The 26,584-nt window shown below is 44.0% G+C and carries 25 protein-coding genes; 6 read left to right on the top strand and 19 right to left on the bottom strand.

The window, feature by feature from the left end; genetic code table 11:
• Positions 1-22: 22 nt before the first annotated feature.
• Positions 23-703 (bottom strand): phospholipase D-like domain-containing protein, encoded by a 681-nt coding sequence (locus Q0590_RS15305; protein WP_302038440.1) that lies wholly within the window; start codon positions 701-703, stop codon positions 23-25.
• Between the two features lie 276 nt (positions 704-979).
• On the opposite strand from Q0590_RS15305, the gene Q0590_RS15310 reads away from it, so the two are divergent.
• The 4 genes from Q0590_RS15310 (at position 980) to Q0590_RS15325 (ending at position 5,779) form a co-directional block, all read left to right on the top strand.
• Entirely contained in the window at positions 980-1,519 is a 540-nt protein-coding gene (locus tag Q0590_RS15310) for a tetratricopeptide repeat protein (RefSeq protein WP_302038441.1), read from the top strand.
• A gap of 165 nt (positions 1,520-1,684) precedes the next feature.
• Positions 1,685-4,036, top strand: a complete 2,352-nt coding sequence (locus tag Q0590_RS15315) for a GH92 family glycosyl hydrolase (RefSeq protein ID WP_302038442.1) — start codon at positions 1,685-1,687, stop codon at positions 4,034-4,036.
• A 70-nt stretch (positions 4,037-4,106) separates the two neighbouring features.
• The gene (locus Q0590_RS15320; protein ID WP_302038443.1) at positions 4,107-4,835 is read left to right on the top strand and encodes a DUF72 domain-containing protein; all 729 of its coding nucleotides are present in this window, start codon (positions 4,107-4,109) and stop codon (positions 4,833-4,835) included.
• Positions 4,836-4,882: 47 nt separating this feature from the next.
• Positions 4,883-5,779 (top strand): NAD(P)-dependent oxidoreductase, encoded by an 897-nt coding sequence (locus Q0590_RS15325; protein WP_302038444.1) that lies wholly within the window; start codon positions 4,883-4,885, stop codon positions 5,777-5,779.
• Here Q0590_RS15325 and Q0590_RS15330 read toward each other — a convergent pair.
• From Q0590_RS15330 to Q0590_RS15400, 15 genes are all read right to left on the bottom strand, one after another.
• On the bottom strand, positions 5,776-6,267 hold the full coding sequence (locus Q0590_RS15330; protein ID WP_302038445.1) for a DUF6644 family protein: 492 nt from the start codon (positions 6,265-6,267) through the stop codon (positions 5,776-5,778). The two genes, Q0590_RS15325 and Q0590_RS15330, sit on opposite strands and share 4 nt — an antisense overlap.
• On the bottom strand, positions 6,267-6,623 hold the full coding sequence (locus tag Q0590_RS15335; protein ID WP_302038446.1) for a DUF6152 family protein: 357 nt from the start codon (positions 6,621-6,623) through the stop codon (positions 6,267-6,269). The genes Q0590_RS15330 and Q0590_RS15335 overlap by 1 nt, the downstream gene beginning before the upstream one ends.
• A 177-nt stretch (positions 6,624-6,800) precedes the next feature.
• Positions 6,801-9,929: an efflux RND transporter permease subunit gene (locus Q0590_RS15340; protein ID WP_302038447.1), complete on the bottom strand. Its 3,129-nt coding sequence runs from the start codon at positions 9,927-9,929 to the stop codon at positions 6,801-6,803.
• A gap of 108 nt (positions 9,930-10,037) precedes the next feature.
• Entirely contained in the window at positions 10,038-11,150 is a 1,113-nt protein-coding gene (locus tag Q0590_RS15345; RefSeq protein WP_302038448.1) for an efflux RND transporter periplasmic adaptor subunit, read from the bottom strand.
• A 38-nt stretch (positions 11,151-11,188) separates the two neighbouring features.
• Positions 11,189-11,356, bottom strand: a complete 168-nt coding sequence (locus Q0590_RS15350; protein ID WP_302038449.1) for a hypothetical protein — start codon at positions 11,354-11,356, stop codon at positions 11,189-11,191.
• A 66-nt stretch (positions 11,357-11,422) separates the two neighbouring features.
• The gene (locus Q0590_RS15355) at positions 11,423-12,502 is read right to left on the bottom strand and encodes a TolC family protein (protein WP_302038450.1); all 1,080 of its coding nucleotides are present in this window, start codon (positions 12,500-12,502) and stop codon (positions 11,423-11,425) included.
• 2 nt (positions 12,503-12,504) lie between these two features.
• The gene (locus tag Q0590_RS15360; RefSeq protein WP_302038451.1) at positions 12,505-12,738 is read right to left on the bottom strand and encodes a hypothetical protein; all 234 of its coding nucleotides are present in this window, start codon (positions 12,736-12,738) and stop codon (positions 12,505-12,507) included.
• A 332-nt stretch (positions 12,739-13,070) separates the two neighbouring features.
• Entirely contained in the window at positions 13,071-14,447 is a 1,377-nt protein-coding gene (locus tag Q0590_RS15365; protein WP_302038452.1) for a HAMP domain-containing sensor histidine kinase, read from the bottom strand.
• A gap of 2 nt (positions 14,448-14,449) precedes the next feature.
• The gene (locus Q0590_RS15370; protein ID WP_302038453.1) at positions 14,450-15,130 is read right to left on the bottom strand and encodes a response regulator transcription factor; all 681 of its coding nucleotides are present in this window, start codon (positions 15,128-15,130) and stop codon (positions 14,450-14,452) included.
• A 144-nt stretch (positions 15,131-15,274) separates the two neighbouring features.
• Complete coding sequence (locus tag Q0590_RS15375) at positions 15,275-15,976, bottom strand: DUF4097 family beta strand repeat-containing protein (RefSeq protein WP_302038454.1); 702 nt, start codon at positions 15,974-15,976, stop codon at positions 15,275-15,277.
• Between the two features lie 41 nt (positions 15,977-16,017).
• The gene (locus Q0590_RS15380) at positions 16,018-16,845 is read right to left on the bottom strand and encodes a DUF4097 family beta strand repeat-containing protein (protein ID WP_302038455.1); all 828 of its coding nucleotides are present in this window, start codon (positions 16,843-16,845) and stop codon (positions 16,018-16,020) included.
• A 59-nt stretch (positions 16,846-16,904) separates the two neighbouring features.
• Positions 16,905-17,612 (bottom strand): DUF4097 family beta strand repeat-containing protein, encoded by a 708-nt coding sequence (locus Q0590_RS15385; protein WP_302038456.1) that lies wholly within the window; start codon positions 17,610-17,612, stop codon positions 16,905-16,907.
• A 107-nt stretch (positions 17,613-17,719) separates the two neighbouring features.
• Positions 17,720-18,610: a DUF4097 family beta strand repeat-containing protein gene (locus tag Q0590_RS15390; protein WP_302038457.1), complete on the bottom strand. Its 891-nt coding sequence runs from the start codon at positions 18,608-18,610 to the stop codon at positions 17,720-17,722.
• 153 nt (positions 18,611-18,763) lie between these two features.
• Positions 18,764-19,558: a HEAT repeat domain-containing protein gene (locus tag Q0590_RS15395; RefSeq protein ID WP_302038458.1), complete on the bottom strand. Its 795-nt coding sequence runs from the start codon at positions 19,556-19,558 to the stop codon at positions 18,764-18,766.
• Positions 19,545-20,087, bottom strand: a complete 543-nt coding sequence (locus Q0590_RS15400; RefSeq protein ID WP_366970446.1) for a GFO_1088 family ECF-type sigma factor — start codon at positions 20,085-20,087, stop codon at positions 19,545-19,547. Before Q0590_RS15400 ends, Q0590_RS15395 begins: the two co-directional genes overlap by 14 nt.
• Positions 20,088-20,325: 238 nt before the next feature.
• Between Q0590_RS15400 and Q0590_RS15405 the strand changes: the two genes are divergently transcribed.
• Both Q0590_RS15405 and Q0590_RS15410 read left to right on the top strand, forming a co-directional pair.
• Positions 20,326-21,510, top strand: a complete 1,185-nt coding sequence (locus Q0590_RS15405; protein ID WP_302038459.1) for a hypothetical protein — start codon at positions 20,326-20,328, stop codon at positions 21,508-21,510.
• Between the two features lie 77 nt (positions 21,511-21,587).
• Entirely contained in the window at positions 21,588-23,978 is a 2,391-nt protein-coding gene (locus tag Q0590_RS15410; RefSeq protein ID WP_302038460.1) for an OmpA family protein, read from the top strand.
• A 156-nt stretch (positions 23,979-24,134) separates the two neighbouring features.
• Here the strand turns inward: Q0590_RS15410 and Q0590_RS15415 are convergent, their stop codons facing one another.
• Genes Q0590_RS15415 through trpA form a run of 3 tightly spaced genes read right to left on the bottom strand, consistent with a single transcriptional unit; the run spans position 24,135 to position 26,382 of the window.
• Positions 24,135-24,479 (bottom strand): protein-tyrosine-phosphatase, encoded by a 345-nt coding sequence (locus Q0590_RS15415; protein ID WP_302038461.1) that lies wholly within the window; start codon positions 24,477-24,479, stop codon positions 24,135-24,137.
• 41 nt (positions 24,480-24,520) lie between these two features.
• Positions 24,521-25,537 carry a 3-deoxy-7-phosphoheptulonate synthase gene (gene aroF / locus Q0590_RS15420; RefSeq protein WP_302038462.1) on the bottom strand — a complete coding sequence of 339 codons (1,017 nt, stop codon included), beginning with the start codon at positions 25,535-25,537 and terminating at the stop codon, positions 24,521-24,523.
• A 56-nt stretch (positions 25,538-25,593) separates the two neighbouring features.
• On the bottom strand, positions 25,594-26,382 hold the full coding sequence (gene trpA / locus Q0590_RS15425; RefSeq protein WP_302038463.1) for a tryptophan synthase subunit alpha: 789 nt from the start codon (positions 26,380-26,382) through the stop codon (positions 25,594-25,596).
• Positions 26,383-26,584: the final 202 nt, after the last annotated feature.

The following is a 26,584-nucleotide window of genomic DNA, read 5'->3' on the forward strand; positions in this document are numbered from 1 at the left end:
ACAAACGTATAACACACCCGAATCAGAATACTTCCAGTTGCTTCCATAGTTTATTGAACTCTTGTTCAAATTGCTGAACAACGCCTGGATGGTTGGTTACAAGAATATTTTCATGATTATGTGAAGCGGCACTACGGGTCCAGTTATAGCTCCCGGTCAGCACAATCTGGCTGTCTAGTATTGCAAATTTATGATGCATGTGGTCCCGTGTCCGGTCTACCATTATGGGAATGCCAGCTTGCGCCAGCTGTTTAATATCCGATCCCATATCATGCAGTTTTTCATTATCGGTGATAATACGCATCCGTTTCCCGGCATGGTAACAGGATAAAATCTGGGAGGCTATGCGGTCATCACTAATGGTGAACACACAAATATCTATTGTATCAATGGCTTGCTGTAGATGTGTTATAATTGCCTGCAAGCACTGTTCTCCCGGACTGAAGTATACCTGCTCTTCCGTTGCCGGATGCACCGCAGCAGCTAACAGTTTATTTGCTTCTTCCAGCCATGCCAGTAGTTGCTGGCTAGTTGCGTCTTTTAATTCATTATGTACCCAGTCAAAGATGCGGCTTCGTAACCAGGCTTTTTTGTGTTCATCTGGCTTTTCTGCTTGTAGTATTTCTTTTAACGCTTGCTTCTCTTGCCTGCTTATCAGTTTGTCGCTGAATGACTGAAAAAAAGCCTGTTCTAACTTCTCCATATACTAAATATTTTTTGTAAAATTTCGTTTTATACTAACCATCTTTGCACTGGTTCTTGGTCTTGGCTGCTGCCCGGATTTGTTTTCCAGGTAGCTACGTCAGGTAGTGTATATACTACAATCAACCAGGTTGCCAGCTTGGATGAATTACTTGACGGGACGTAAACTGCCCAAAGAACAAGCCTTGATTTTTCCGGTTGAAGTTTACAAATTTTATTAAGGAATTTTCAAACAATCTTTAGTATCTTTAATTATAGTTAATGAAAAGATGTAGCAATGGAAGTTTTTGTACTATTTGTTCTGTTTCTAGGAAGTCTTTTTGTTAGAGCTCTCCTATTCAAACCTAATGATCCTACCTCCCGCGATGAAAAAAAATTTAAGGCAGGCATACAACTGATTACCGGCCGGAGATATGAGGAAGGATTCCAATACTTTAACAAAGCCCTGAAAGAAAATCCTAAAAGTGGCCTAGCGTATGCTTACAGGGGCAGATGTAATCTGTATCTGAATGATTTATTTGCTGCAATCTACGACACAACCGAAGCCCTGGCATATGACCATTGTATTGCCGATGCGTATCTGGTAAAAGGGATTGCCCTGTTTGAGTTGGAGATGTATAAAGATGCTTTTATTGAGTTTGATAAAGCCGTATGGTATGCCCGCAACAACGGTGAAGCTTACCGATGGCGGGCACTATGCCGGGCAAAACTAGGCATGACCGACAAAGCCTATGAAGATTTTGCCAAAGCCATAGAACTTGGCGACGAGCACGCCAGTTATTATATTGGCAAACGTGGCATGATTGAAATACTTTAGATAGAATGAACTTCTGTTTCCCAATCCTACTGTAGAGCCGCTGATGCCGGCTTTTTTAGTAACGGCTTTTCTGTTTGGATAAATCAGCACTCAGATATTACAGCAGCACTATTGATTTTATTGAGGTTTCTCACTAAACTGCCATGGCAACAAATACTCAGGCCAATGGTTAAGAATGTACCCACCACACAAAAGCTTTTTTTTAAACTCGTAGCTTTTCTTTTTGGGGGCCTGCTGACCATCCATAGCTATGGGCAGAACAGAAAAGACCTTTCACCCATACAGTATGTAAACCCCTTAATTGGAACAGCCATCAGCAATACGGAAAGTGCCAAAATTCACAGTGAAGCAGGTTCAGAACTAAAAGGGCAAACATTTCCGGCCGTAGGCGTACCGCATGGCATGACCCACTGGACTCCTCAGACCCGTGCCACCGAAAGGAAATGCCTTTCCCCCTATTACTATGAAGAAACCCGTATCCAAGGCTTCCGCGGCAGCCATTGGATGAGTGGCTCCTGCACACAGGATTATGGCAGTGTAACCATCATGCCCATGAGTGGCACCTTGAAAACAGATGTAGTAGCCCGTGCTTCAGCTTTTGATCATAAGCATGAGAAAGCTACACCTGCCTATTACTCCGTAAAACTTGATGATTACCAGATTACCGCGGAACTAACCGGGACATCCCATGCCGGATTTCTTCGGTTTACCTATGCACAAGAACAAGAAGCCTATTTAATTATTGAACCCAATAGTGATGAAGGAGAAGGCTACGTAGAAATTGATGCAGAGAAAAATGAAATAAGTGGCTATAATCCGGTGCACCGCATTTACCAGGGATGGGGAAAACCTGCCGGCTTTAGCGGGTATTTTGTGGCTGTATTCGACCATCCGTTTGCGGAGTATGGCAGCTGGCAACAACAAGATAGCTTGCAACCCGGCGTACGCACAGCCAAAGGAACCCAGTCGCCGGTTGGAGCCTATGTGCGGTTTGCCTCTGAAAAAAATCTGGTTGTGCAAGTGAAAATCGGCCATTCCTTTACGAGCCTGGAAGCTGCCAGAAAAAACCTGAATGCGCAGATAAAAGGATGGAATTTTGAGGGTATAAAACAACAATCGGAACGGGCCTGGAACTCCGCATTGAGTAAAATCCAAGTGAAAGGAAGCTCAGAGAAAGACAAAATCATGTTCTATACTGCCCTGTATCACACCAAAATTATCCCCCGTATTTTCAGTGATGCTGATGGCACTTACCCCGGCTTTGCCGATGATGAAAAGGTGTATACAACCAGCGGGTATGACTATTATGAAGACTTCTCTCTATGGGATACCTACCGGGCCGTGCATCCGCTGCTAACGCTACTGGAACCCAAACGGACATCCGATATGGTAAACTCGTTGCTGCGGAAAGCCGAACAAGGAAGCTGGTTACCCATATTTCCCTGCTGGAACAGCTACACGGCTGCCATGATCGGCGACCATGCCCTTTCGATGATTGGCGATGCCTACATTAAGAACATTGAAGGATTTGATGCCCAGCTGGCCTATGAAGTAATGCGGAAGAATGCCTTTGAAGCAAATACCGACATAGCAGATTATAAAGAAGGAAAGGGCCGTAGAGCAATGGATTCATACCTGAAATACGGTTACATTCCGCTGGAAGACTCTGTACCAGATGCCTTTCATAAACGGGAGCAGGTTTCCAGGACTCTGGAGTATGCTTATGATGATTTTGTACTGGCACAGGTAGCTAAAAAACTTGGAAAAGAACAAGACTATCAACAGCTTATTCAACGGGCGGCTAATTATAAACATGTATTTGATACTAGCACTGGCTATGTACGTGGCCGCTACGCCGATGGCCGATGGATTGAGAATTTTGATCCGTTTGCCCTGCGGGCTTCTTTCATCACCGAAGGTTCTCCTTATCAATATACATGGTATGTACCACATGATGTAGCCGGGCTGATACAAGTAATGGGTGGGAAAGAAAAATTTATCAACCGGCTGGATACGTTGTTCGAAAAACGGTATTACTGGCACGGCAACGAACCAGGTCACCAGACAGCATATCTATATGCGTATGCAGGTATACCCTGGAAAACACAACAACGCGTACGGGATATTATCCGGGAAGAATATTCATCAGAATCGGGAGGATTAAGTGGAAATGAAGACTCCGGACAGATGTCTGCCTGGCTGGTATTCAGCATGGCGGGTTTTTATCCAGTGTGCCCTGGTATGCCGTATTATGTACTGGGTAGCCCCATGTTCGATACTATTACCTTAACAGGGCCTGCTGGTAGGAAATTTACCATTCAGGCCAGAAAACAATCAGATACGAACCGGTATATTCAGTCAGCCAAACTCAATAATAAGCCCTTTACCCGTAGTTACCTCCTGCACGAAGAAATTGCCAACGGAGGACAACTGGTGCTGGAAATGGGCAGCAAGCCCAATCCTGCCTGGGGAAATTCAACTGCTGATCTGCCGCCTTCTATGGGAATGGGAGAGTAATTGAGAGAAACTTCTTAGCTTTAATGACCGTGTGAGGAAGTATTTTTATTAATTTATCCCGAATGTATACATGGCCATACACATAGGCACTTCCGGCTGGAGCTACGACCATTGGCATGGCGTGCTATATCCACACGTCATTCCTCCCAGAGACCGGCTTGGATATTATACAGAGCGGTTTCACACAGCGGAATTAAACAGCAGCTATTACAAATGGCCAGGCAACGCCAGTTTTTCAAGCTGGAAACGCAGACTGCCAGACTGGTTTATTCTGACAGTAAAAGCCCCGAGAGGGTTAACCCATTCCAAAAAATTATATAGTCCTGAAAAATGGATAAACCGGATTTCACAAGGCATGCATGCATTAGGTGGAAAATTAGGTGTATTGCTGGTACAGCTCTCTCCTAAATTTGAATACGATTATGCAAGATTAGAATATTTTCTGCAGCAAATGCCCAAATGGATTAAAGTGGCTGTAGAATTCAGGCATCCCAGCTGGCACCAGGATTCCATTTTTCATCTCTTAGAAAAGCATGGAGCTGCCTACTGCATTATGAGTGGTGCCCATCTGCCTTGTATGTTGAGAGTTACTGCTCCCTTTGTGTATGTTCGACTACATGGCCCGGACACCGAATGGTTGTATGGCGGATCTTATTCCGATAATGATCTGCACTGGTGGGCCGACCGCATCCGGGAATGGGAACATATGGGTAAAGATGTTTATGTGTATTTTAACAATGACGGCGGCGGAAATGCGGTACGGAATGCACAAACCCTTAAGTGGATTTTAGGCGTTTAACTTAAAGAATTCTTCTTATACGTTAGTTTATACCTTATCTTTATACCATGCACATAGGATTTATCGGCCTGGGAAGAATGGGATTTCCCATGGCCCAATGTTTACTGAATGCCGGATTTGAATTAACTGTTTACAACCGTACCTCCTCTAAAGCTACGCCGCTGCTGAACGCAGGAGCCAGGCTAGCCAACTCGCCTCTGGAAACAATCAGTCCGGGAGGTATAGTGATTACCATGGTTTCCGACGATCAGGTACTGGAAGAAACACTCAGTGAGAAATTCTGCCAGACACTCGGGAAAGATGGTGTACATCTATCCATGAGTACTTTGTCTTTGGAAATTGCCCGGAAACTTTCTGCCAGGCAGCAGCAGTATGGCAACCACTATGTAGCCGCCCCGGTTTTTGGTCCACCGGCAGCCGCCGCAGAAAAGAAGTTATGGATTTGCCTGTCTGGGAATGAGGAAGCTAAAATGCGGACCATGCCCATACTGGAAGTAATGAGCCAGGGGATTTATGATTTTGGGGTAGAACCTACAGCGGCTACCCTCGTTAAGCTCACCGGAAATTTCATGATCCAGTCTGCCCTGGAAGCTATGTCAGAAGGGCTAACCCTGGCCGAAAAACATGGACTGGATCAAAAGCAAGTAATGGGTATGCTCACCGATACTATTTTCGCTTGCGCACCTTACAAGAACTATGGAAAGAAAATTGCCGAAAAACGCTTTGATGAGGTAAGCTTTTCACTCAGCCTGGCAGCTAAAGATAACCGCTTGGTCAGAGAAGCAGCCGCAGAAAAACAACTGTCTATGCCGCTGGCACAATTGGTACAAGAGCATTTTCAAGCAGGTTTAGATAAGCAGCGTGGCGAACTGGATATGACGGCTATAGCCCTGAAATCTCTGGAAAGTGCCGGTTTGGCCGGAAAAGAAGGAACCAACAGTTAATACGCCAGCAAGCGGCCACAAGCAATAATGGCAATCCATAAAATAAGGGAGGCACCTGCAGCTAATTTAGCGCCTGTTGGCGTAGCCATTTTTTCATTCCAGCTGGCCGACGACCGGAAGGTAAGTCTGTGAAAGATGGCTACATTGATTCCTGCCAGAAGCAGTAATGCCATTTTTAGCCAGAAGGTAGGATCTGTACTCAGGGCCAGAGCGTTGGTAATAAAAAGTAAGATGCCCGAAGGAATAACCAAGGCTAACCCTCGTCTGGACCATGGCAACAGGTGATCGGCCAAACCTACGACAGGCAGGTACGCAGAAAAACCGAGTAGCCGGAGATCAAACATAAAAGCAGCGCCTACCAGTAAGGTAATGCCAATGATATGGATGATCTCCAGGCCCGGATATAACCATAAGGATTGCCGGATAGCTACAGATAGATCCGTATTTTCCAGCCATTGCATCCAGGAGTTAACAGAACCTACGTCCATTAACGCAATTCATATTTCTCACCATTAATAACTATCCGTTCGGCCCGCATTTCATCTTTTATTTCTTTATGAGGATAACCCACCACTTGAAGCGTTGCGCCTTTTTTTATCATATCGGCTTTTACTCCCCGGGCTTCCATGCGGCTGGTGGGTGCTAAGATCACTGTCCACACTTTATTTTTATCATCTTTTATTTTAGCGCTTGCATGTGGATTTTCATAGGTAGACTCCTGAATGGTGCCAGTGTAGTCGAGTACTTTTGTCTGATCATAATTCCCCCATCCATGATGGAAGCTGGTGAAAGCAGCAAAAATCAGAATAAAGGCTGCTAAAAAAAGTTTATGAAATGTAGTCATGGTGGAAAGTGGTTTACTGATTATGTTATATAACGATAAAGAAAGAATCTTAGCATTTTTTCTTGAATAAATTCTACTAGGTGTGTCTATATATAGCCAGAAAAAAAAGGAGCCAGAAAATTTCCGGCTCTTTTTTAATTGTTAACTTTTACTATAAAATTTTCGAGTTTCTTATGACTAGGCATGAACAGTTGCTATCTGCTTAGCTCGTTTTTTATCCTTCACTTTATAAGCCATCTCAAATACAAGCGGGAAAATCAATAATGTCAGTACAGTAGCTGTAATTAGGCCACCGATCACCACAATAGCCAGCGGCTTCTGAGTTTCTGAACCAATACCTGTTGAAATAGCCGCCGGTATCAGGCCAATAGCCGCCATTAAAGCCGTCATCACTACCGGACGTACCCTGGAAGCTACGCCCTCTTTTAGGGCTTGTTCTAAGGGCATTTTAAATTTAATGAGGTTGGTTTTAAACACGCTAATCAGGATAACCCCATTCTGGATACAAATACCAAACAAGGCAATAAAACCAATGCCGGCAGAAATACTAAAGATGGTGCCAGTTACATGCAGCGCCAGAATTCCCCCTATTAAGGCAAAAGGCACATTCACTAAAACCAGGCCGGCATCTTTGCTGTTGCCGAAGGTGATGAACAAGATCAGGAAAATAAGCACCAGACTGATAGGCACTACCTGGGTTAACTTCTGCGTGGCCCGCACCTGGTTTTCAAACTCCCCACTCCAGGCAATGCTATAGCCTTTCGGCAGCGAAATCACCGCATTTACTTTGTCTTGCGCCTCCTCAATGGTACTTCCCAGGTCCCTTTCGCGGATAGAAAACTTAATTGCAATAAACCTGGAATTATTATCACGGTACACAAAAGCAGGCCCGGTTACGGTTTTGATCTCCGAAATCTCTTTCAGGGGAATTTTACCGCCCCGTAAAGTGGGCACTTTTAGTTCTTCAATATCACTCACCGACGAGCGGAACTCTTTCGGGTATCGGATTCGTACATCAAATTTCTTCTCTTTTTCATATAGCTGCGTCACCGACTTTCCGCCTATAGCCATTTCTATCACGGCCTGGGCATCGGCCATGGTTACGCCGTAGTTACCCATTTTCTCTTCATTCAGCACAATACTCAGTTCGGGCTGACCCAGGTTCCGCAAAATACCCAGGTCTTTTACGCCTTGTACCGTTTTCAAAATACCTGCTACCGAATCGGCTTTGGTATTGAGTTCTTCCAGGTCTGGGCCAAATATCTTCACTGCCAGTGATGCATTGATACCGGCTACGGCTTCGGCTACGTTATCAATAATAGGCTGCGAATAATTGTACACTATACCCGGATATTGCCGCAGTTTTTCATCCATTTCTTCAATCAGCTCATCCACAGAAATTTTGCGTTTCCACTGCTCTTTGGGATATAGGTTTACCTGGCACTGCACATAAAAAAAGCCAGATGGATCGGTGCCGTCGTTGGAGCGGCCAGTCTGGGAAAGTACCGATTCTACTTCCTCAAACGAATTGAGGGTTTCGCGGAAAATACGCACCATTTTGGTGGTTTCGGTTAACGAGCTACTCATCGGCAGTTTGGCTTCTACCCACAGAGCCCCTTCGTTGAGGGTAGGCAAAAACTCAGAACCCAGGAATTTAAAGGAGTACAAACTGCCCATCATAATGGCTAGGGCTACCACCATGCTTGCCAGTTTATTGGCATAAGTAAAGCGGAACCCATTGTTTACAATCCGGTTAAAGAACTCTACAATCGGGTTATGCTTCTCTTTTACATTCTTATTGAGCAGGAAGCTTACCAGAACCGGCACCAGGGTAAGGGTAAAGATGAGGGCACCTAGCAGGGCAAAGCCGAGGGTATAGGCCAGAGGCGAAAACATTTTACCTTCTACTTTCTCAAACGCAAAGATGGGCAACAAACAAGTAATGATAATGAGCTTGGAAAAGAAGATAGCTTTCCCCATTTCCGCGTCGGTTTTCTTAATTAACCCTAATTTTGACAAACGGTTGTACACGGGCATCCCTACCTGATGGGCTTTCTGATCGAGCACCACAAACAGACCTTCCACCATTACTACGGCCCCGTCTATAATAATTCCAAAGTCGATAGCCCCCATGGAAAGCAGGTTGGCCGACATGCCTTTCATTTTCATACAGATAAAAGCAAAGAGCAACGAAAGCGGAATAATGATAGACACAATCAGGGTGGTACGCCAGTCGGCCATAAACAGGAACACAATTACAGTTACGAAAATAATGCCTTCCACCAGGTTATGGGTCACTGTTTTGGTGCAAAATTCCATCAGCTTATCCCGGTCGTAGAAGGTAACCATTTTCACATCCGACGGCAGCACTTTGGTATTCAGTTCTTCTATTTTGGCTTTTACCAGCTTCAGCACTTCGGCCGGGTTCTCCCCTTTCCGCATTACTACAATGCCCTCTACCACATCGTCATTGTCATCCATGCCTACCTGCCCTACTCTGGGAAGCTCACTTTCTACAACAGCCGCTACATTTTTTACCAGGATTGGTGTATTATTAATATGGTCAATAATGATGTTTTCAATATCCGGAATGGAGTTGAGCAAACCAATGCCACGCACTACATAGGCCTGGCCGCTCCGCTCGATTACATCTCCGCCTACATTGATATTACTCTTGGCTACTGCATTATATACTTCCAGTGGAGTAAGTCCATATTTGCTAAGTAAAGCCGGATTTACCGTAATTTCATACGCTTTAATGGCTCCCCCGAAGGCTACAATATCGGCTACCCCGGCCACACTCCGCAGCTGCCGGTCGATGGTCCAGTTCTGGATAGCCAGCAGGTCACGTACATCGCGGCTTTTGCTCTGCAGGGTATAGCGGAATATTTCGCCAGTCGGGCCATAGGGTGGCTGTACATTGGGGTCGGCACCATCGGGCAGGTTTACTCCGGAGAGCAGGTTATTTACTTGTTGCCTGGCGAAAAAATCTTCTACATCGTCGTCGAAAATAATTTTAATAACCGACAAGCCAAACATGGAGATCGAGCGGACACTGGTCTTTTTCTGCACTGAATTCATGGCTACCTCGATGGGCACGGTTACGAAGCGTTCTATTTCTTCGGCACTGCGGCCATTCCACTGGGTAACAATGATAATCTGGGTGTTGGTAACGTCCGGAAAGGCTTCCAGGGGTGTTTTTATATAGCTATATACACCCCCAATAATGACCATCAGGGTAGCAAAGAAGATAAAAAAGCGGTTCTTCAGCGAAAACGCTACAATATTTTTAATGAACTTATTCATAGTTGGAAGAAGGGAACTGAGGGAACATAAGTGAATGGGTGATGGAGGAGTGGGTGAATAGCAAATTTACTTGGCAGATCCACCGTTTGTTCGTTTATCCTTCAGCGGTTAGTCGTTCAATGCATCGTATACCAGTAACTTATTGCGGGAGAATATTCTTTCTCCTTCCTTGAGGCCCGACTGAATGTAGGCTCTTCCGCCGGCTACCTTATACACCTGAATTTCACGGGTTTCTATGTCACATTTGGCATTGTAGAGCATTACATAATTTTTGTTTTTATCGAAAATCAAATCTTCTGCCGGAATTTGCAGCATCTGCTTGTCTTCCTGGTAGCGGATGGTTACATTGGCAAACATATCTGGCTTCAGCTTAAAATCTTTGTTCTGCATTTTGATGCGGATTTTCATTACCCGGCTTTCGGGGTCCAGAGCATTAAAAATTTTATCTACCTTGCCGGTAAAGACCACATCCGGATACGATAAGGTAGTGACACAAGCTTCCAGACCCAGTTTTACTTTGGCAATATCTGACTCAAATACATTGGCCACCGTCCATACTTCTTCCACATTGGAGATCGTAAACAGATTATCCATGTTGTCGCTGCGGAAGTGCATATTCTCGTTGATGTTCTTCTCCACAACAAATCCCGAAATTGGTGCTTTTACTGTGTAAATGGATTTCTTGCCTACGCCATACAGGTTCAGGATTTCCTGTATCCGGTTTAGCTCAGATTCTGCTTTTTGCAGATCCTTGCGGGCAGTTACCACGTCTTTTTCAGAGTTTAATCCGGACTGGAACATGTCTTCAGCAACATCCAGGTTTTTCTGGGCAATAATCTGGTTAGACTGGGCAGAGATCAGCTGGTTTTCAAATTCAGCAATCTCCCCGCTACGGATCACGGCCAGCACCTGGCCTTTCTGCACATAATCGCCGAGTTCTACTTTCAGGTCTTCTACATTACCTCCCACCAGGGGATATACTTTGGCTATTTTGTCTTCATTAAAGGTAATTTTTCCGGATAGCTTCAATTCATTTTGTACAGTCTTCATCCGTACAGTGTCCAGAGATAGCTGGCTCATTAAGGTATCGGTGAGGCAGAAAGGCATCGAATCGGAATTTTCAGCTGTTTTGGCATCTGTACAGCTCTGCAACAGAAAAAAACTATTTATACATAAAGCTCCTACCGCTACTGCTTTTATAGGATTTACTAGTTTATACATGGGTTATGTGAATGTTTAATCGGATGTTGAAAAAAGGGTTATTCGTAGGAAAACAGATTTTTACCGGTTGCTAAGGATAGTTCTTCCAGGCTGTGGATGCGGTCGGTTTGCAACTGGTGCAGGTGCAGCACATTTTCCTTATAGGACTCAAAGAAGTCAATAAATTCCAGTAAGGTTATGTTTTTCCGTTCATAACTTCGGGTCATGCCTTCCATTAGTTTATCAAAATCGCCGGCAAACTGCTTGTCAAATTTTTTGTACAGGTTTTCCGCTTACAGTGCTTTGGTATAAGCTACCTGTACTTCTTTTCCTACCTGCAATTCATAATTATCTGCCATAGTCTGGCTGGCTTGTAGCCTGGCCTGGGCAGCTTTAATATTTCCCTGATTGCGGTTAAACACCGGCAAGTCGATACCTACACTTACCCCAGTGTAATTAGATATATAGCTGCCATTGCGGTCGTATACCCCGCCCAGGTGTACATCCGGAACGGCCAGAGATTTCTGGTATGCCAGATTCTGACGGGCATACTGGTTACCTGCCTGGTATGCTTTTAGGTCGTAGCGGTTTTCCAGAGCCAAATCTGCCAGCTGACGGATCGTATAGGGCTGAATGCTTAAGCGTTCAGTAGTTTCTCTGGAAATCTGCGGAACAAGATATACTGTACGCTGATCGCCCATCAGTATTTGTAGCTGCGATTGATTTTCAGCTATGCGGTAGTGAAGCGACTTCCGTTCATTTTCCAGGGTAAACAGAAATGCTTTCAGGCGGATGAGCTCTTTCAACGGTACATTTCCCCGTTCGTACTGTGCCTGGTATAAGTCTACTGTCCGTTGCAGCGACTGTATTTCCGTCTCGTAAACAGACAGGGATTGTTGCAGAAAATACGTATCAACAAAAGCCTTCCGCAACTCAAATTTAAGTGTGCGCAACAAGTCAAAAAATTGATATTCTGCAATCTGTGTGTTAATCTTTTCCAGACCTACCCGTTTGTTGCGTTTGCCGGCCAGTAAAAACAACTGCTGTATTTGCACAATATTTTGCCCATTAGGTCCCTTGGCTGGCAATATTTCGCCGGTTACGCGGTTGTGGGTACTCTGTTCCAGATAAATGCTGGGATTATCCCAGAGCCTGGCTTGCAGGGCAAAAGCTTTGCTTTCTTCTATGGCAAACTTCTGAGCCAGAAGCAGGAGGTTATTTTGTGTAAAGGAGGCTTCTGCTGCTGCCAGGCTTACTTGTACTGTATCTGTTTGTGCATAGGTCCCAGATGAAATGAATCCCATTAAACCTAACAGGATGCAGATAATATTTCTTCGCATAGAGCTGGCTGTAAACTGCCGGATGAGTAACATGTTTATTCTCTTCGTTTATGATTAGTATTTTCCAAGAGTCTTTTATAGATATCTTCCAGAATTTCTGCTTCCCCAAACTCTGATTCGCCGGCTACTGCTTGGCTAAACATACGAGTTGGCTCACAGGTATCTGCTTCTTCTTGCTGCCAGCAGTAATAATCATTTATTATTTCTTTGTAGCTGAGTCCTTCTGGCTGGGCAAAGCGGTTTCTACTCTTGTTGCTTTTCTTTTCCATAGCATTTACCTTTTGATAGTTAGACAATTAAATGGTGCCTGCCTAACTACTGTTAGGCAGGACTTGCAAATGGAAGGATTAAAAGAATCCCCCATGCTTTAGTTACTTGTTTTAGGATTGGCAAGAAAATTATTGGCAGCCTGGAACAGCGGTTTACCTACAGAGGCCTGTTACCCAGATGCATTGATACGGTTAGGTTTTGTGGTTGTTGAGCAGGAAACTACTACAGAACCTGCTTCTGATACTACAAAAATACATCAGACGGCAGGGCGAAAAATTAGAGCTTAATTAAAGTTTAATTAGAAGTTGATTAGAGATGGATTAGAAAACGATTAGAGCTGTTTGGGTAGGAATATAGTAAAGGTAGTACTTTCATTTAAAGAAGAGACAACCGTTATAGAACCTTTATGCAACTCAATAATCTTTTGCGTTAACGATAGCCCAATGCCATGCCCTTTTATCACTTTGGCATTGCCAGCTCTGTAAAATGGCTCAAAAATATGTTTTATTTCCGGTTGGGCAATGCCGATGCCTTTGTCTATAAACCGTATTTTGAGAAACAAGGGCTCTGTACCCAGTATAACCTTCACCGTTTTGTCGGGAGAGAATTTGCAGGCATTTTCCATCAGATTCAGAAAAGCTGTAGACAACAAGGTTGCATCTCCTATGCCAATAAAGCCGTGTTCATCATCGGTAGCTAAGTCTTCAAATTCAAAAGACACATGATAGCCTGGGTATTTGCTGTTCAGGGTTAAGGCCGCCTGATAAATAAGTTCATCAACCTGCACGGCTTGTAAAGGTTGCGCAGGTATTTCCATGCTGACTTGTGCCAGCTCCAGAAGGTTATTAGATAGTTTGTTGAGGCTGATAATATCGGACAGAATGGATTTCAGGTGTTTCTCGTACTCTTCTACAGTGCGGCGCTTAATCAGGGTGACTTCTATCTGCCCGGTTATGATGGTAAGGGGGGTGCGCAGTTCATGAGAAGCATTGGCTACAAAGCTCCGTTGTATTTCAAAAGCTTGTTGCAGGCGGTCGAGCATCCGGTTAAAGGTAATGGCCAGCTGGCTTATTTCATCTTTGCCTTTTCCTTCATACACCCGCAGGTTCATGTTAGAAACAGTAATTTTATCTACCTGTTGTACAATCTCTGACATCGGATTAATGGCCCGGCCAGCATACATCCACCCGGCAACCGCCACCACCACCAGACTTCCCAGCCAGCCAATGCTGAGTATTATTTCCAGATTACGGAGTTTGCTTAGCCCATATCTATCTAACGCAGAGGCAATAACTACATAATGGTCTTCTTTATAGGTTACCAGCACGCCTACTACTTCCTTCTGGCCATCTTTAAACCGGATGAGTTTTTCACTGCGGATATGGTTGAGAAATTGTTTGGAAGCCGCCTTGGTATTGGGGTTTTCGTCGCTGTCGTAAATAATCTGATTGAGGGCATTGTATACAATTACTTGTTCCTGGGGTAATGAAGTCAGGTTATTACGGTCTATGATCTTCAGCAGAGTGGCATCCACTTCATCTATTTCAATGAGTAGCCGGGCAGTGGTCCGGGCTTTGTCCCGGAGCCGGTTATAGAACTCCCATGACCTGTATTTAGCAGAAAAATAATAAACTCCCAGCGAAAACAAGCATAATATAGAAGCAACAACAATAGTGAAGAGTAATGTTAGCCTGGTACGTATTTTCATAATTACTCCTCTTCCTTCATAATATAGCCTATACCTGTAAGGGTGTGAATTAATTTTGGGGTAAAGTCCTTGTCAATTTTTTTCCGGAGGTAATTAATATAGACATCCACTACATTGGTACCGGTATCAAAGGAAACATCCCATACTTTGGCAGCAATCTCATTTCTGGAAAGAGCCTTGGACTGGTTTCTTAAAAAGAATTCCAGCAAAGCCATTTCCCGGGCAGTAAGGTCTATTTTTTTACTGCCCCGCTTTACCATTTTCGTAGTCAGGTTTAATTCCAGGTCGGCAATTTTCAACACATCACTTTCTACTGGCATATGTCTGCTTCGTTTATGCAAAACCCGTAATCTGGCTACCAGTTCCCCAAATTCGAAAGGCTTCACCAGATAATCGTCGGCTCCGGCATCAAAGCCAGCCAGTTTATCGTCGGTGGTGCCCAAGGCGGTAAGCATGAGAATAGGTATGTTCTCATCCTGCTGGCGGATACGTCTACACAACTCAAAGCCACTCATCTGCGGCAGGTTTACATCCAGAATAATTACCTGGTATTTTGTGGTTCCGAGTTTTTTCTGGGCAATATCTGGAGTCAGGGCTATATCGGCTTCAAATCCATACTCTTCCAATCCCCTTTTAATAAAAGATGTCACTTTAATTTCATCATCTACAATCAATACTTTCATAAGGCAAAACTACTCATTCACAAAATATACCTGAGATTTTAAAGAAATATAATGCATTTTCTGAAAGGTAGGGGTTAAAACAAAAAAACGCAAAGGCAAAGCCCCTGCGTTTTCCGACCAATAATTCGTTGCTTATAAAAGTTGTTAATTCGTTTTTCTCAGGAAAACATCGTTGCTGATAGACTCCAGGTGTACATCCGGCCCACCTCCGTTTACGGTGCCCTTCAACAAATAGCCTACTATTTGCGGTGAATCTTTTTTATTCAAGAAATTAATGTCCAGATCAGAATACACTTCGCCGGTAATGGTTTTCATGGCTACACTAGCCCCTTGTTTCACCGGCCAGTTCATATCTACATAGCCACTGATTGATTTGGCATGTACCGGCCCGGTGACATCTTTGAGATCAATATTGGCACTGATGGTTTCCAGATCTAACCCGGCTGCTTTAGGTATATACACTTGATAAGTAATGGTGCTGCATATATAATTATTGCCGTCGTGATACCCTCTGAAAGTGCCGTCTTCATTGGGGCAATCTTCCCGCCTGCCTTGTTTAATTAGTTGCTTGTCAAAATCTGCCAGCACCCGGATGGCGCCTTTATCGGAGGTAAAATTCATTACCAAGGCATCGTTCAGTTTTCCGCTGTTGATCTCAATCACTGCTTTAATGTATACTTCTTTTTTATCCCAGGCATTTACCTGAATGTGGTCGCCGAACTTCAGGTTCATATCTATTTTCTGACCGTTGGCATAGGGCAATGTTTTTTCTACAATCTTCTGAGCGAAAGTGGGGCTAAGAAACAGCATAGAATATAGGGTAGTCAGGATAATTATCTTTTTCATACGATTTAACATTTTAAAGTTTTAAAAATACAGTGCATGGTTTACTTCTTTTTGCGGATGAAAATATCACTGCCTATACTTTCCAGGTTAAGCGCTACGCCGCCACCATTGGCTTTGCCTTCTACCACATTGCCCCCGGCCACTTTTTTTAGCCCGTCTTTGGATTCGTTTAATGCCAGATCAAAATCTGTGTAGATTTCTCCCGATATGGATTTCATGCGGATGTCGGCTTTGGTGTTGGAAGGTAAAAGTACGTCGATGGTGCTGCCCACTACTTTGAATGAACTGGGATTCTCCTGACTCAGGCTGGTAAATTCCACGTTAATATCTCCCCCGATACTACTGGCTTCTACCGAACCTTTTATATCTGTTAGCCGGATAGCCGAGCTTTTAGATTCTACTTTTATATCCCCTTCTATACCTGAAATAGTAATCTCATGCCCGTGATGATTCACCTCTTCAAAGACCAGGGAGATTTTTCTAGGGACTTTTACAACATAGGCTGGCTCGCCCCGGTTGGTTATTTTATTGATGGTGATGGTATTGTTTTCCTGACTAACGGCCAGACCTAAACCTGTATTATCTTCCCCTGTCCGGTACAAGGCTTTCAACCCCTTAGCCCGTTCCGGGGGAGTAGCGTCAAATTCTCCGGTCGCAGAAATTATTACTTCATCGCCATCGTAGCCGGTTATATCTATGTCGCATTTGTCTATCTTCAGCACTACTTTCCGGTTGCCGGTACTGCTGAATCTTATTTTATACTCTTTTTGCTGAGCCTGAATCTGGGTTGTTTTTGTTCCGGTAATCCAGAACTGGTTATAGGAGAAGAGCCCCATCAACAAGAGGGGTAAAAAAAAGAAGGTGTGCATAACAGATAGTGTTTGTGTTGTCGGTTTGTTTGTAGTATTGGACAGAAAGCCAGCGTTACTCAGTTAGCTTTCCGCAGGTAAATATCAGAATTGATAGATTCCAGGTGGATGGCCGTTCCCCCGCCTTTTACGGTACCTTTGAGCAGATACCCTACTTGTGGGTTCTTGTTTTTCTTGTTCAAAAACTCAATATCCAGATCGCTGTAGAGTTCGCCATTAATGGTTTTCATGGATATATCCGAAGATTTATTCTGCGGCCAGTTCATATCTACAAAGCCATTAATAGTTTTAGCAACTACTGGCCCGGCTACATCTTTTAATTCGATATTGGCATTGATACTTTCAATGCTAAGAACAGCATTGCGGGGCACGGTTAGTTCATACGTAATGGTAGAGCACAAATAAGAGCTGCTACCATCCCGGTAATGATTCCAGGACGAATATTTCTCTTCCGGGCAATCTTCTCTTTTTCCGGTTTTAACTAACTCCTTATCGTATTCGGCTAGTGCCCGGACTTCCTGGTTTGTGGCATCAAACGTAAGTACCAGGGCATCGTTCAGCTTACCATTGTTAATATCTATGGTAGCTTTAAACGAAACTTCGTTTTTATCCCAGGCTTTTACCAGAATGGTATTTCCAAACTTGAGATTCATGTGTACTTTCCCATCGTTAGCTAATGGAAATGTTTTCTCCACTACTTTTTGGGCAAGCAAGAGTTGTCCTGGGCTTGCCAGTAAGGCAAAGGCAAGCAAGAGTAATTTGTACATAAAAGAAAGATTAGGCGTGGTTAAAACATAGGTTGATGTGTTAATTTACAGATGTGCTTAGTATATACCTGTAAGGTTTTAAAAACCTCACAGGTGGTATACATGCCTTATTTCTTTTTCCGCAAATAGATATCGCTGTTGATGGTAGAGAGGGTAAGTTGTACGCCTCCGCCGTTGGTAGCTCCTTCGATGGTGCTGCCCCCCACTTTTTTCAGGTCGCCTTTGTTTTTAATATCTACTTCAAAGTCGGTATACACTTCCCCGTTGTGGGTACTCATTTTCAGGTTAGACTTTGCACCGACAGGTAAAGCCACATCTATATGCCCATTTATAGCCCGGATAGAGCTTGGTTTCTGCTGATTCAGGTCGGTGAATGTGACAATAATATTGCCATTGGTGGTATTGGCAGTAACAGGGCCGGTTATATTGGTTAGTTTCATAGAAGAATTATTAAGTTTTACTTCTACGTCGCCTTCAATATTTGCTACACTCAGGTTGCCACCATTCCAGTTTACTTCTTCGTACATAATAGCTGTTTTTCTAGGCACTTTTACGGTATACCTGGCATCGTGCCGGCTGGCTTTTACTACCCGCATCACATTGTTTTCCTGGTTTACAGACAATCCGATGCCTGAGTTATCTACAGCCGTGTTATACAAAGGTTTTAATCCTTCGGCTCTTTTAGGAGCTTCTTTTACCCCAACAGCCGTAATCAGCAGTTCCTCACCATCGTAGCCTTCAATCGTTACTTTGCTCTTATCCATCTCAAAAATAACTTTGCGGTCTTTGCTGGAGGCAAACTTGGCCTTAAACTCCACGGTTTTACCCTCATCCTCTTCCCAGTCGTCATCCCAGTCTTCGTCCAGATCATTATCTCGCTGGTTAACTATTTTCTCCTTGGTTTTATCTTTGTCTTTGTCCTTGGCTTTGTCGTTTTGTGCCTGCAAGGTAGTACCTGCCAGAACTGGCAGTATCAGCATAAATAGTAGCTTTTTCATATATCTTTGAAATAAAAATCGTTTGGGGTGAATGGGTAATTGTGTGTTGCCATACTGGCCAGAGCTTGTTTACGAAAGATCTGTTTGCCGGCTTGCAAAGGCTCAGGCCAGATGGCTATGGATAGTAATTATTCGGTTTATTTTGTATTCAAATTAAGATAAGGTACCTATCCCCTGCTCTGCTTTGGTTTTTACAACATCCAGCACCTCTTCACTTTGCAGCAATTTACGCATGGTATCTACGGCCCTTGTCTCTTTCAATTGGATCAGCATATCTATTAAGGTGAGTTGAATAGCCGGGTCTTTCTGTATTTTGAGTGAATTAACCAGGGCTAAGCGTACCATTGGATCATCGTTGAACTGAAACAAGGCTTCACTGGCAGCAATCCGCACATTAATGTTCGGGTCAAAATTCATGGTATTAATCAGGAGTTGTACCAGTTCTTTGTCTGCTTGTTCCAGTTGCTGCACCTGGTTTACGGCCTGAATCCGGTCGCTGGCAGAGCTCGATTCATCCTGGCTGGTCATCAATACCTGTTTCATCAATTTCAGTTCGTTGGTTGAAGCCGTAGTAACGGTTGATATGCCTGCATCATCCGCCAGATTTGTTTGTTCGTACCATTTGCCAGCCACAAAGCCCAGGAGTACTAAGCTGATACCTGCGGCAATACGCATTCCCCACTGCACCCATACCTGGAATGGTTGCTTTACTGGTGCAGCAACGGCTTTGGTTGCTTCTACTTTGGCCAGAAAATGCGCTATGTCTTCCTGCTCACTGGCCGATTCCTCCTTTTTTTGCGCAAACATCCGGAACTGGGCAGCATACACTTCTAAATGGGCGGGAACTTTCTCTTGTGAGAAATATTTTGCGAGCTGATCTTCTTCTTCCAGCGTGGTTTCTCCGGCATCATATTTTTCTACTAGGGCTTCTATATCAATCATCTTCATACTTCTGAATCTTTAAATAATTTTCTTTTACTTGTTGCCTGGCACGGGAGAGAATAACCCGGATGTTATTAATGCTGAGTCCGGTAATCTGCTCTATCTCCTCAAATGAGTACCCTTCGACATTCCGTAAATGCATAATTAATTTCTGCTGCTGAGGCAGTTCGTCAAAAATGGCATTCATGATACTGACACTATCCTGCAGTTCTACCTTTTTGTAGGGTGTTTCGTAACCAGAATCCACTTCCAGATGCATCACGTCTACCATTTTGTTCTGCTTTTGCGATTTTAACTTATTCAAACAAACATTCTTAGTCATTTTCATGGCCAGGGCTTCCACACTTTTGTAAGCATGCAGGCCCTGCCTGATTGTCCACAGCTTCAGAAATACTTCCTGCAGCGTATCTTCTGCTTCTTCTTTACTCTGAAGCATCGTCTTCGCTAAGCGGAACAGCTTATTTCTGGCCGGAAGTACTTTGTATGTAAACTCGTCAATGTTCATTTCTACTACTAAGACAACCTGGTGAGGCAAACATTACAGGGTTTTGCAAATTTTTTCTAAATTTTTTTTGGACTGAAAACAAAAATGGAAAAAATCAATTTCAATAAATATAAACTAATTTCAACATTGTCTTTCCCAACCGCGTATATCCATTTAGTAGGTTGTGTTTCCACGGAAAAACATAAAATGATTTTCTTCCGCTTGTATCACTTTCCCATACGGCATAACTGAGCCAACTATCAATCTTGACTTATTAATTTAACCAGCTATGAAAAATTTTACTCTATTCCTGTTTGTAGTATTCCATATCAGCCTGGCGCAGGCACAATACAAACCAGTGATTTTCGACTACAATAAATCCTTGTTTGATGAAGGCAATCCGTTACCTGCCGAAACATTCTTTATGCTGCAGGGCGAAGTGCCAGCGGATGTAGACCTGGTAAGTGCCAGCCTGCTGGCAAAAGATGGCGAAGAATTGTTGTACAAAGGGGTGTGGAAACGCGCAGCAGGCGACCAGGGCAATACCTTCCAGATTCCTGTTTCTTACCGCCTACGTTCTAACGATGAATATTCTTTCCGGATTAATTATTTTAAAGAGGTAGACCAGGAAAGCAGCAATAAGTTTCAGGAGCAATTACATGGGTATCTGGATGGATACATAGACCAGACTATTCAGATTGAAAAAAACCGGATACGGCTAAATGAACCTGTTTCCCGTATCATGGATAACCTGAACGACATTGTGAACCGGTCCTCGGCTTACTATGACAATAAAAGCAACATTACCTTTCAAGGTTTTTCTGACCTGGTAAAAAAGAGCTTGCAAAACATCCGGAATACACCGCTTAGCGAAGGAAGGTTTACTGTGTTCAAACGGAAGGATGACTCTAACCGGGATGTAAAAATAAAATATGCCCAGGATCAGATAACCCAGCTGAAAGAGCTGGTAAAATCAGAAGTAAACACCCTCACCAGCACCAACTTGCTAACCGTTTATGATAGTAAATACATCAGCAAGTATGCTACAGAGAAGGTAAATAAACCCCTTACCGTAAATGTAGGCTATGGCGCCACGTATTTGTCAGGAGATATCAACAGTTTCTCTTATGATTCAGCCCCGTATGTAGGCATTGCTTTTCCATTAGGCAATGGGGCATTCAATTCCAAATTCATTAGCCGGACTACACTTTCGGCAGGTGTATTTCTGGGCAACTTCCGCAATGCAGAAGATCAGAGAATTACCGGGCCAGTAGTAGGTTTACCTATATATGCCGCTCTCGGATACCCCATCTTTGAATTTGTGCGGCTGAATGCCGGAGCAACGCTGCTACAAAACTCAGCTGCTGCACCCGATGGACTTAATTTTCAGCAGGTAACCGTACGGCCTTTTGTGGGTATTAGTGCCGACATTAATTTGTGGATAGGTTTAGGAAGAAACCGGCGAATGAAGTAAGCTTTTCACCGTTTCCTGGGAAGCTATTCCTACAGGCAACGCTACTCTTTCATCCTTCACCTTTACTTCCATCAGCTATGAAAAAGATATTTAGTTTACTTATTCTATCGTATTTGTGTATACCAGTGCTTCTGGCACAACAGCAATATTATCAGTGGTCTGTTACAGCCGGGTCCGGAGCCATGACCTATAACGGAGACCTGAGCCATACCTTACGTTCTGCCAAAATTAATGCCCCAGCCTATCAGCTATCTATCGGGCGTACGATCAGTCCTTCGCTGGCGTTAACCTTACAAGGGAGTTACGGGCATATTTCAGCTAACGACCGGGCCCGCGACTGGAGTGGCAATTTGCAGACCGATAATCTAAACTTTACCAGGGGGTTAAACTTCCAGACAACCATCCGCAATGCCAGCCTGCTGCTTACCTACCGGCTAAACAACGGACAAGTGTTAAGCAAACATGCAGCAGTGGCGCCATACGTTTATGCCGGCATTGGTATAACCGATTTTACGGTGTATGGAGATTTATATGGTGCAAACGGACAGCGGTATTATTACTGGGATGATAATACCGTCCGGAATTTACCGCAGCAACCTGCCAATGAAGCTTCAGCTCAGGTTATTGGCCAAGACCGTAAATTCGAAACTAAGCTAAGTGGCATGGCTACCGAGCAAACGTATCCTACCCAGGTATTTACTATCCCTGCCGGGGTGGGTTTGCAATTCCGGATATCCGACAGATTGAGTGCCAACTTGCAAGCAGGAGCAAACTTCACAAATACAGGCTACCTGGACGATGTAAATGGATCATACCGCAGTGAATATACCAGTCCGGAGCAGGCCTATGCGGCCAATCCTACCGGCATCATACGAGACAAAAGAGGCAATGAAGAAAATGATCTGTATTTTGCTGCCTTTTTATCAGTAGGTTACCATTTCAATTTTAATAAAAAGTCCTTTACTCCTCCTGTAGCTTATGCCGGACATACGTCTGCAATGGCTACTGCATCTGCTCTGGAGAAGAAAACGGATGAACAGGAGAATGATACCGAACAACCGGAAGAAGAGCCGGTTACGCCTTCGTCTCAAACTAATTCTAAGGCATTGGATACTCCCCCTGCCCCACCCCGTACACAACAACCGGTAACCAGTACGACAGAAGCTAATAGAGAAACCAGCCCGCCAACCAGACAAACCGTAGATATTAACCTGCGCATTCTGCTGGAAGACGGAAAAATGAGGGTAGATACCATTAACCAGACCTTGACTGAGCCTGTTAATTTGATGGGTCCACAGCAGCAAACCACTACGGTAGAAGAACTAAATAAGTCAGCCAACAGGCAATTTTCAGCGGAAGATACCATCCCGCTAAAAGTACCTGTCAGAAGAATACCAGACGAAACTGCAAGGCCAGGTACAGCAACTATACAGGGGGTAACTGACACAGCTCTGGCAGAAGAAGTAAGCAAACTCCGCAGGGAAATAGACTCTTTGAAACGCACGCCAAATCCGTCAGTACCAACAAGAATGCAAGCACAACCAGAGCCTGCCACATCCAGTCAAGAGAAGCAAACGGATATACCGGCAGATCAACGGCAAACGCAACAAAATCAACGCTTACAAGCACAGCCAAACAATACCGCTGAAATTGCAGCACTCCGGCGTGAAGTAGATTTGCTCCGGCAAGAACTACTCCGGGAGAGAAATACGCCTACCAGGCAAGCGCCTCCACAAGTAATCACCCGTGAACGGGTAGTAACGCCAAACGTGGGCCTGGGTGTACAAGCTGGTAGTGGCCAGTATACCGAGAAAGAAATGGAGCAACTACAAAACCAGCTCACCAGTATTCAAACACAATTAGATACCCTGCGGACACAAAACAAGGTAGATGCCGACCCAGCGGTAGATAACCGTATAGATTCACTGCTGAACCTGGTAAACAGGCTCCAAACTATGAATGCAGCACCCGCCGGACAAGCAAACATACGCCAGAATGAGGCTCAAAAAGCGGAGCAGGATGCCTTAATTCAGTCTTTGCAGAATCAGGTTGCCGGATTAAACGAATCGCTGAAAAATATGGAAACTAACGTGGCAGCCGGAATAGATACCTTGTCGCTGGGTGTGCCCTATACGGCATTGGGAAATACGGTAGTCTACTATAACATAAACGATGCCCAGTTGAAAGAGGCGGATAAACAACGGTTGAGTATCCTGGGCAGAAAACTGAAAGCCGAGCCTGCCGTGTTGCTGCTAGTTAAAGGCTTTACCGACCAGACTGGCAATGCCGATTATAACCTGAAGCTTTCCCAGAAAAGGGCTGAAAATGTAAAAAATTACTTTGTAACTCAGTTAGGCGTGAAACCTGAACAAATTTTAATTAACTATTTCGGGCAACAAAAGGCTTCTGCTTCTTCCAGCAGTGCCTACGACCGGCGGGTAGAACTGGAATTATTCCGGGAGAATTGAGTGTATTTTTGTAAAGTCAATACGATTTCTATTAACAAAAGAGGCATTCGGGTGGATATAAACTCCTTATTGAATGCCTCTTTTGCCTTAGTAACAGGAAATGCTAAAGGAAGGGTGTATTAATAAAAATTAAAGAATCAGCTTAGCGGAATATTCTCATAGTGAAAAGGCCACATGTAAAGCTGCATTTATTTTTTCAGTAAGCAGTTCAATCAATTCTGAATCCAGGTAATCATATACATCCGCTATATGCAGCACTTCTATGGTTGGTAAATGTATATGCCGGTATGTAGCTACTATTCGAGCTTTCTGGCTTCGTTCCATTACAAGAATTATATCAGCCCAGGTAATATCCTTTTCTGATAGTTGTCTGTCACTTTTTGGGCTCAGGCCTGCCGACCGGATACTAAAGCGCATATCATTTTTAAAGATATATTCGGCCGTTCTGCTTCTCCGCTTGTTGCGCCCGCAGACTACCAATACAGTAGGCTTTTCACTCATCTTGTACATCCCTATCCCTAGTAGGGGGAAACTATAGCTTTTTATACTTTTAATTCCTGCCGCAACTCAAAGGTTTTCCGGAGTTTGTGAATTAAGGCTGCTGACTCTGCAAAATTTAAGGTTTGCTGACCATCAGATGCGGCTTCCTCCGGCTTTTCATGCGATTCGTAAATAATGCCGTCTGCCCCTGCCATTACTGCTGCTAAGGCCATAGGCTCTACATAGGTGCGGATGCCAATGCCATGCGAAGGATCTACAATAACTGGCAAATGCGATTTTTCTTTTAAAATGGGCACGGCATTCAGATCCAGGGTATTCCGGCTGGCAGTCTCGTAGGTCCGGATGCCTCTTTCGCATAACAGTATTTTTTCGTTGCCTCCGGAAAATACATACTCTGCCGACTGGAGCAGCTCATCAATAGATCCGGAAATTCCCCGTTTAATCATCACTGGCTTGTCTACCTTGCCCAGTTCATCCAACAGATTAAAGTTCTGCGTATTGCGGGCTCCCACCTGAAATACATCTACATAGGGATACATCGGCTCAATCTGCGATACTTGCATTACCTCAGAAATAATCTTAATGCCATTTGCCTTACATACCTCGTAAAATAGCTGAAGCCCTTCTATACCCATCCCCCGGAAGGTATACGGCGAACTTCTGGGTTTGAACACACCGCCGCGCATAATACGTACGCCATTTTCTTTCAGGTGGTTAACCATGCTACGTATCTGCGGTTCACTTTCTATGGAACAAGGACCAGACATAATGGCCAGGCTTCCTTCGCCTATCTGCACTCCATCTCCCAAATCAATGGTTGTTGGTTGTACTTTCCATTTACGGGAAACCAGTTTATACGTATCGGATACAATATGAATGTCTTTGATTCCGGGCAAATGGCCAAACCGGCGGATATCAAACTCATTTTTGCCAATGGCAATCAGGTAATCGCCATATTGCGTATGCACTTCGGTAATCTTATACTGAATTTCTTTAATCTGTTGCAGAATACGTTGTTTCTGTTCTTCGGCAATTTCTTTTTCTAATTGTATAATCATAGGTGTATGGGGCTAGTTGCTTCTGGGGAAGATTATCAGATGCTTTGATAAAATAATCAGCCTTCGACTGCTGTCAGTTTAATATCTCTTACAAACCTTATAATATCTTTTTGCAGCTCTGTACTTTGTTGAAGCACTTTGATAAACGCACTACCGATAATAGCTCCATTGGCATACTGGCAGGCTTTTTCAAAGGAGGCATGGTCGGAGATACCAAAACCGATCATAGTTGGGTTCTGTAAGTTCATGTCTTTTACCCGCCTGAAATAATTTTCCTGCTCTTGCTGAATACCTTTGGTAGAGCCAGTAACACTCGCCGACGAAACCATATAGATAAACCCTTCAGACTGCGCATCAATCTGGCGAATACGTTCCTCAGAAGTCTGCGGCGTAATCAGGAAAGTGTTCAATAGTCCATATGAATCGAAAATGGCCTTATACTCATCCAAATATACTTGCATGGGCATGTCTGGCAGAATTACGCCATCTACCCCTATTTCTTTACACCTGGCACAGAATTTCTCAATGCCAAACTGGATCACCGGATTCAAATAGCCCATCAGCAGTACCGGAATCTGTACATCTTTGCGCATAGCCGTTAACTGGTCAAACAACAACTTCACCGTCATTCCGTTTTGTAAGGCTACATCGTTACTTTGCTGAATGGTGGGTCCATCGGCTACCGGGTCAGAGTAGGGCATCCCGATTTCTACCATATCGGCTCCTGCTTGCTGCAAGGCTTTCAGCACCGGAAGGGTATCGTTTAAGGCAGGATAACCGGCTGTGTAATATACATTCAGTACGCCCTCTTTCTTGGTAGAAAATAATTCTATAATGCGGTTCATAGGTTAATGTAGGCTTGGTTTGCCATTCCAAATGGCATTGAATTTAATCAATAATCAACCAATCTGTTGATTTTCCAGGCAACTTACTGCATTTCCTATTTCTTTTCAATGGATCAGGAGAAAATAGTTGGTTAGTTGCCTGTAAGCTGGACGTATAACCAACTTAGCCTTTTTACAGCCCGGAGGAAATAGCAGAAAGCTC

Origin of the sequence: Rhodocytophaga aerolata (assembly GCF_030503435.1) — a bacterium.
In the GTDB taxonomy this organism is placed as follows: Bacteria; Bacteroidota; Bacteroidia; order Cytophagales; family 172606-1; genus Rhodocytophaga; species Rhodocytophaga aerolata.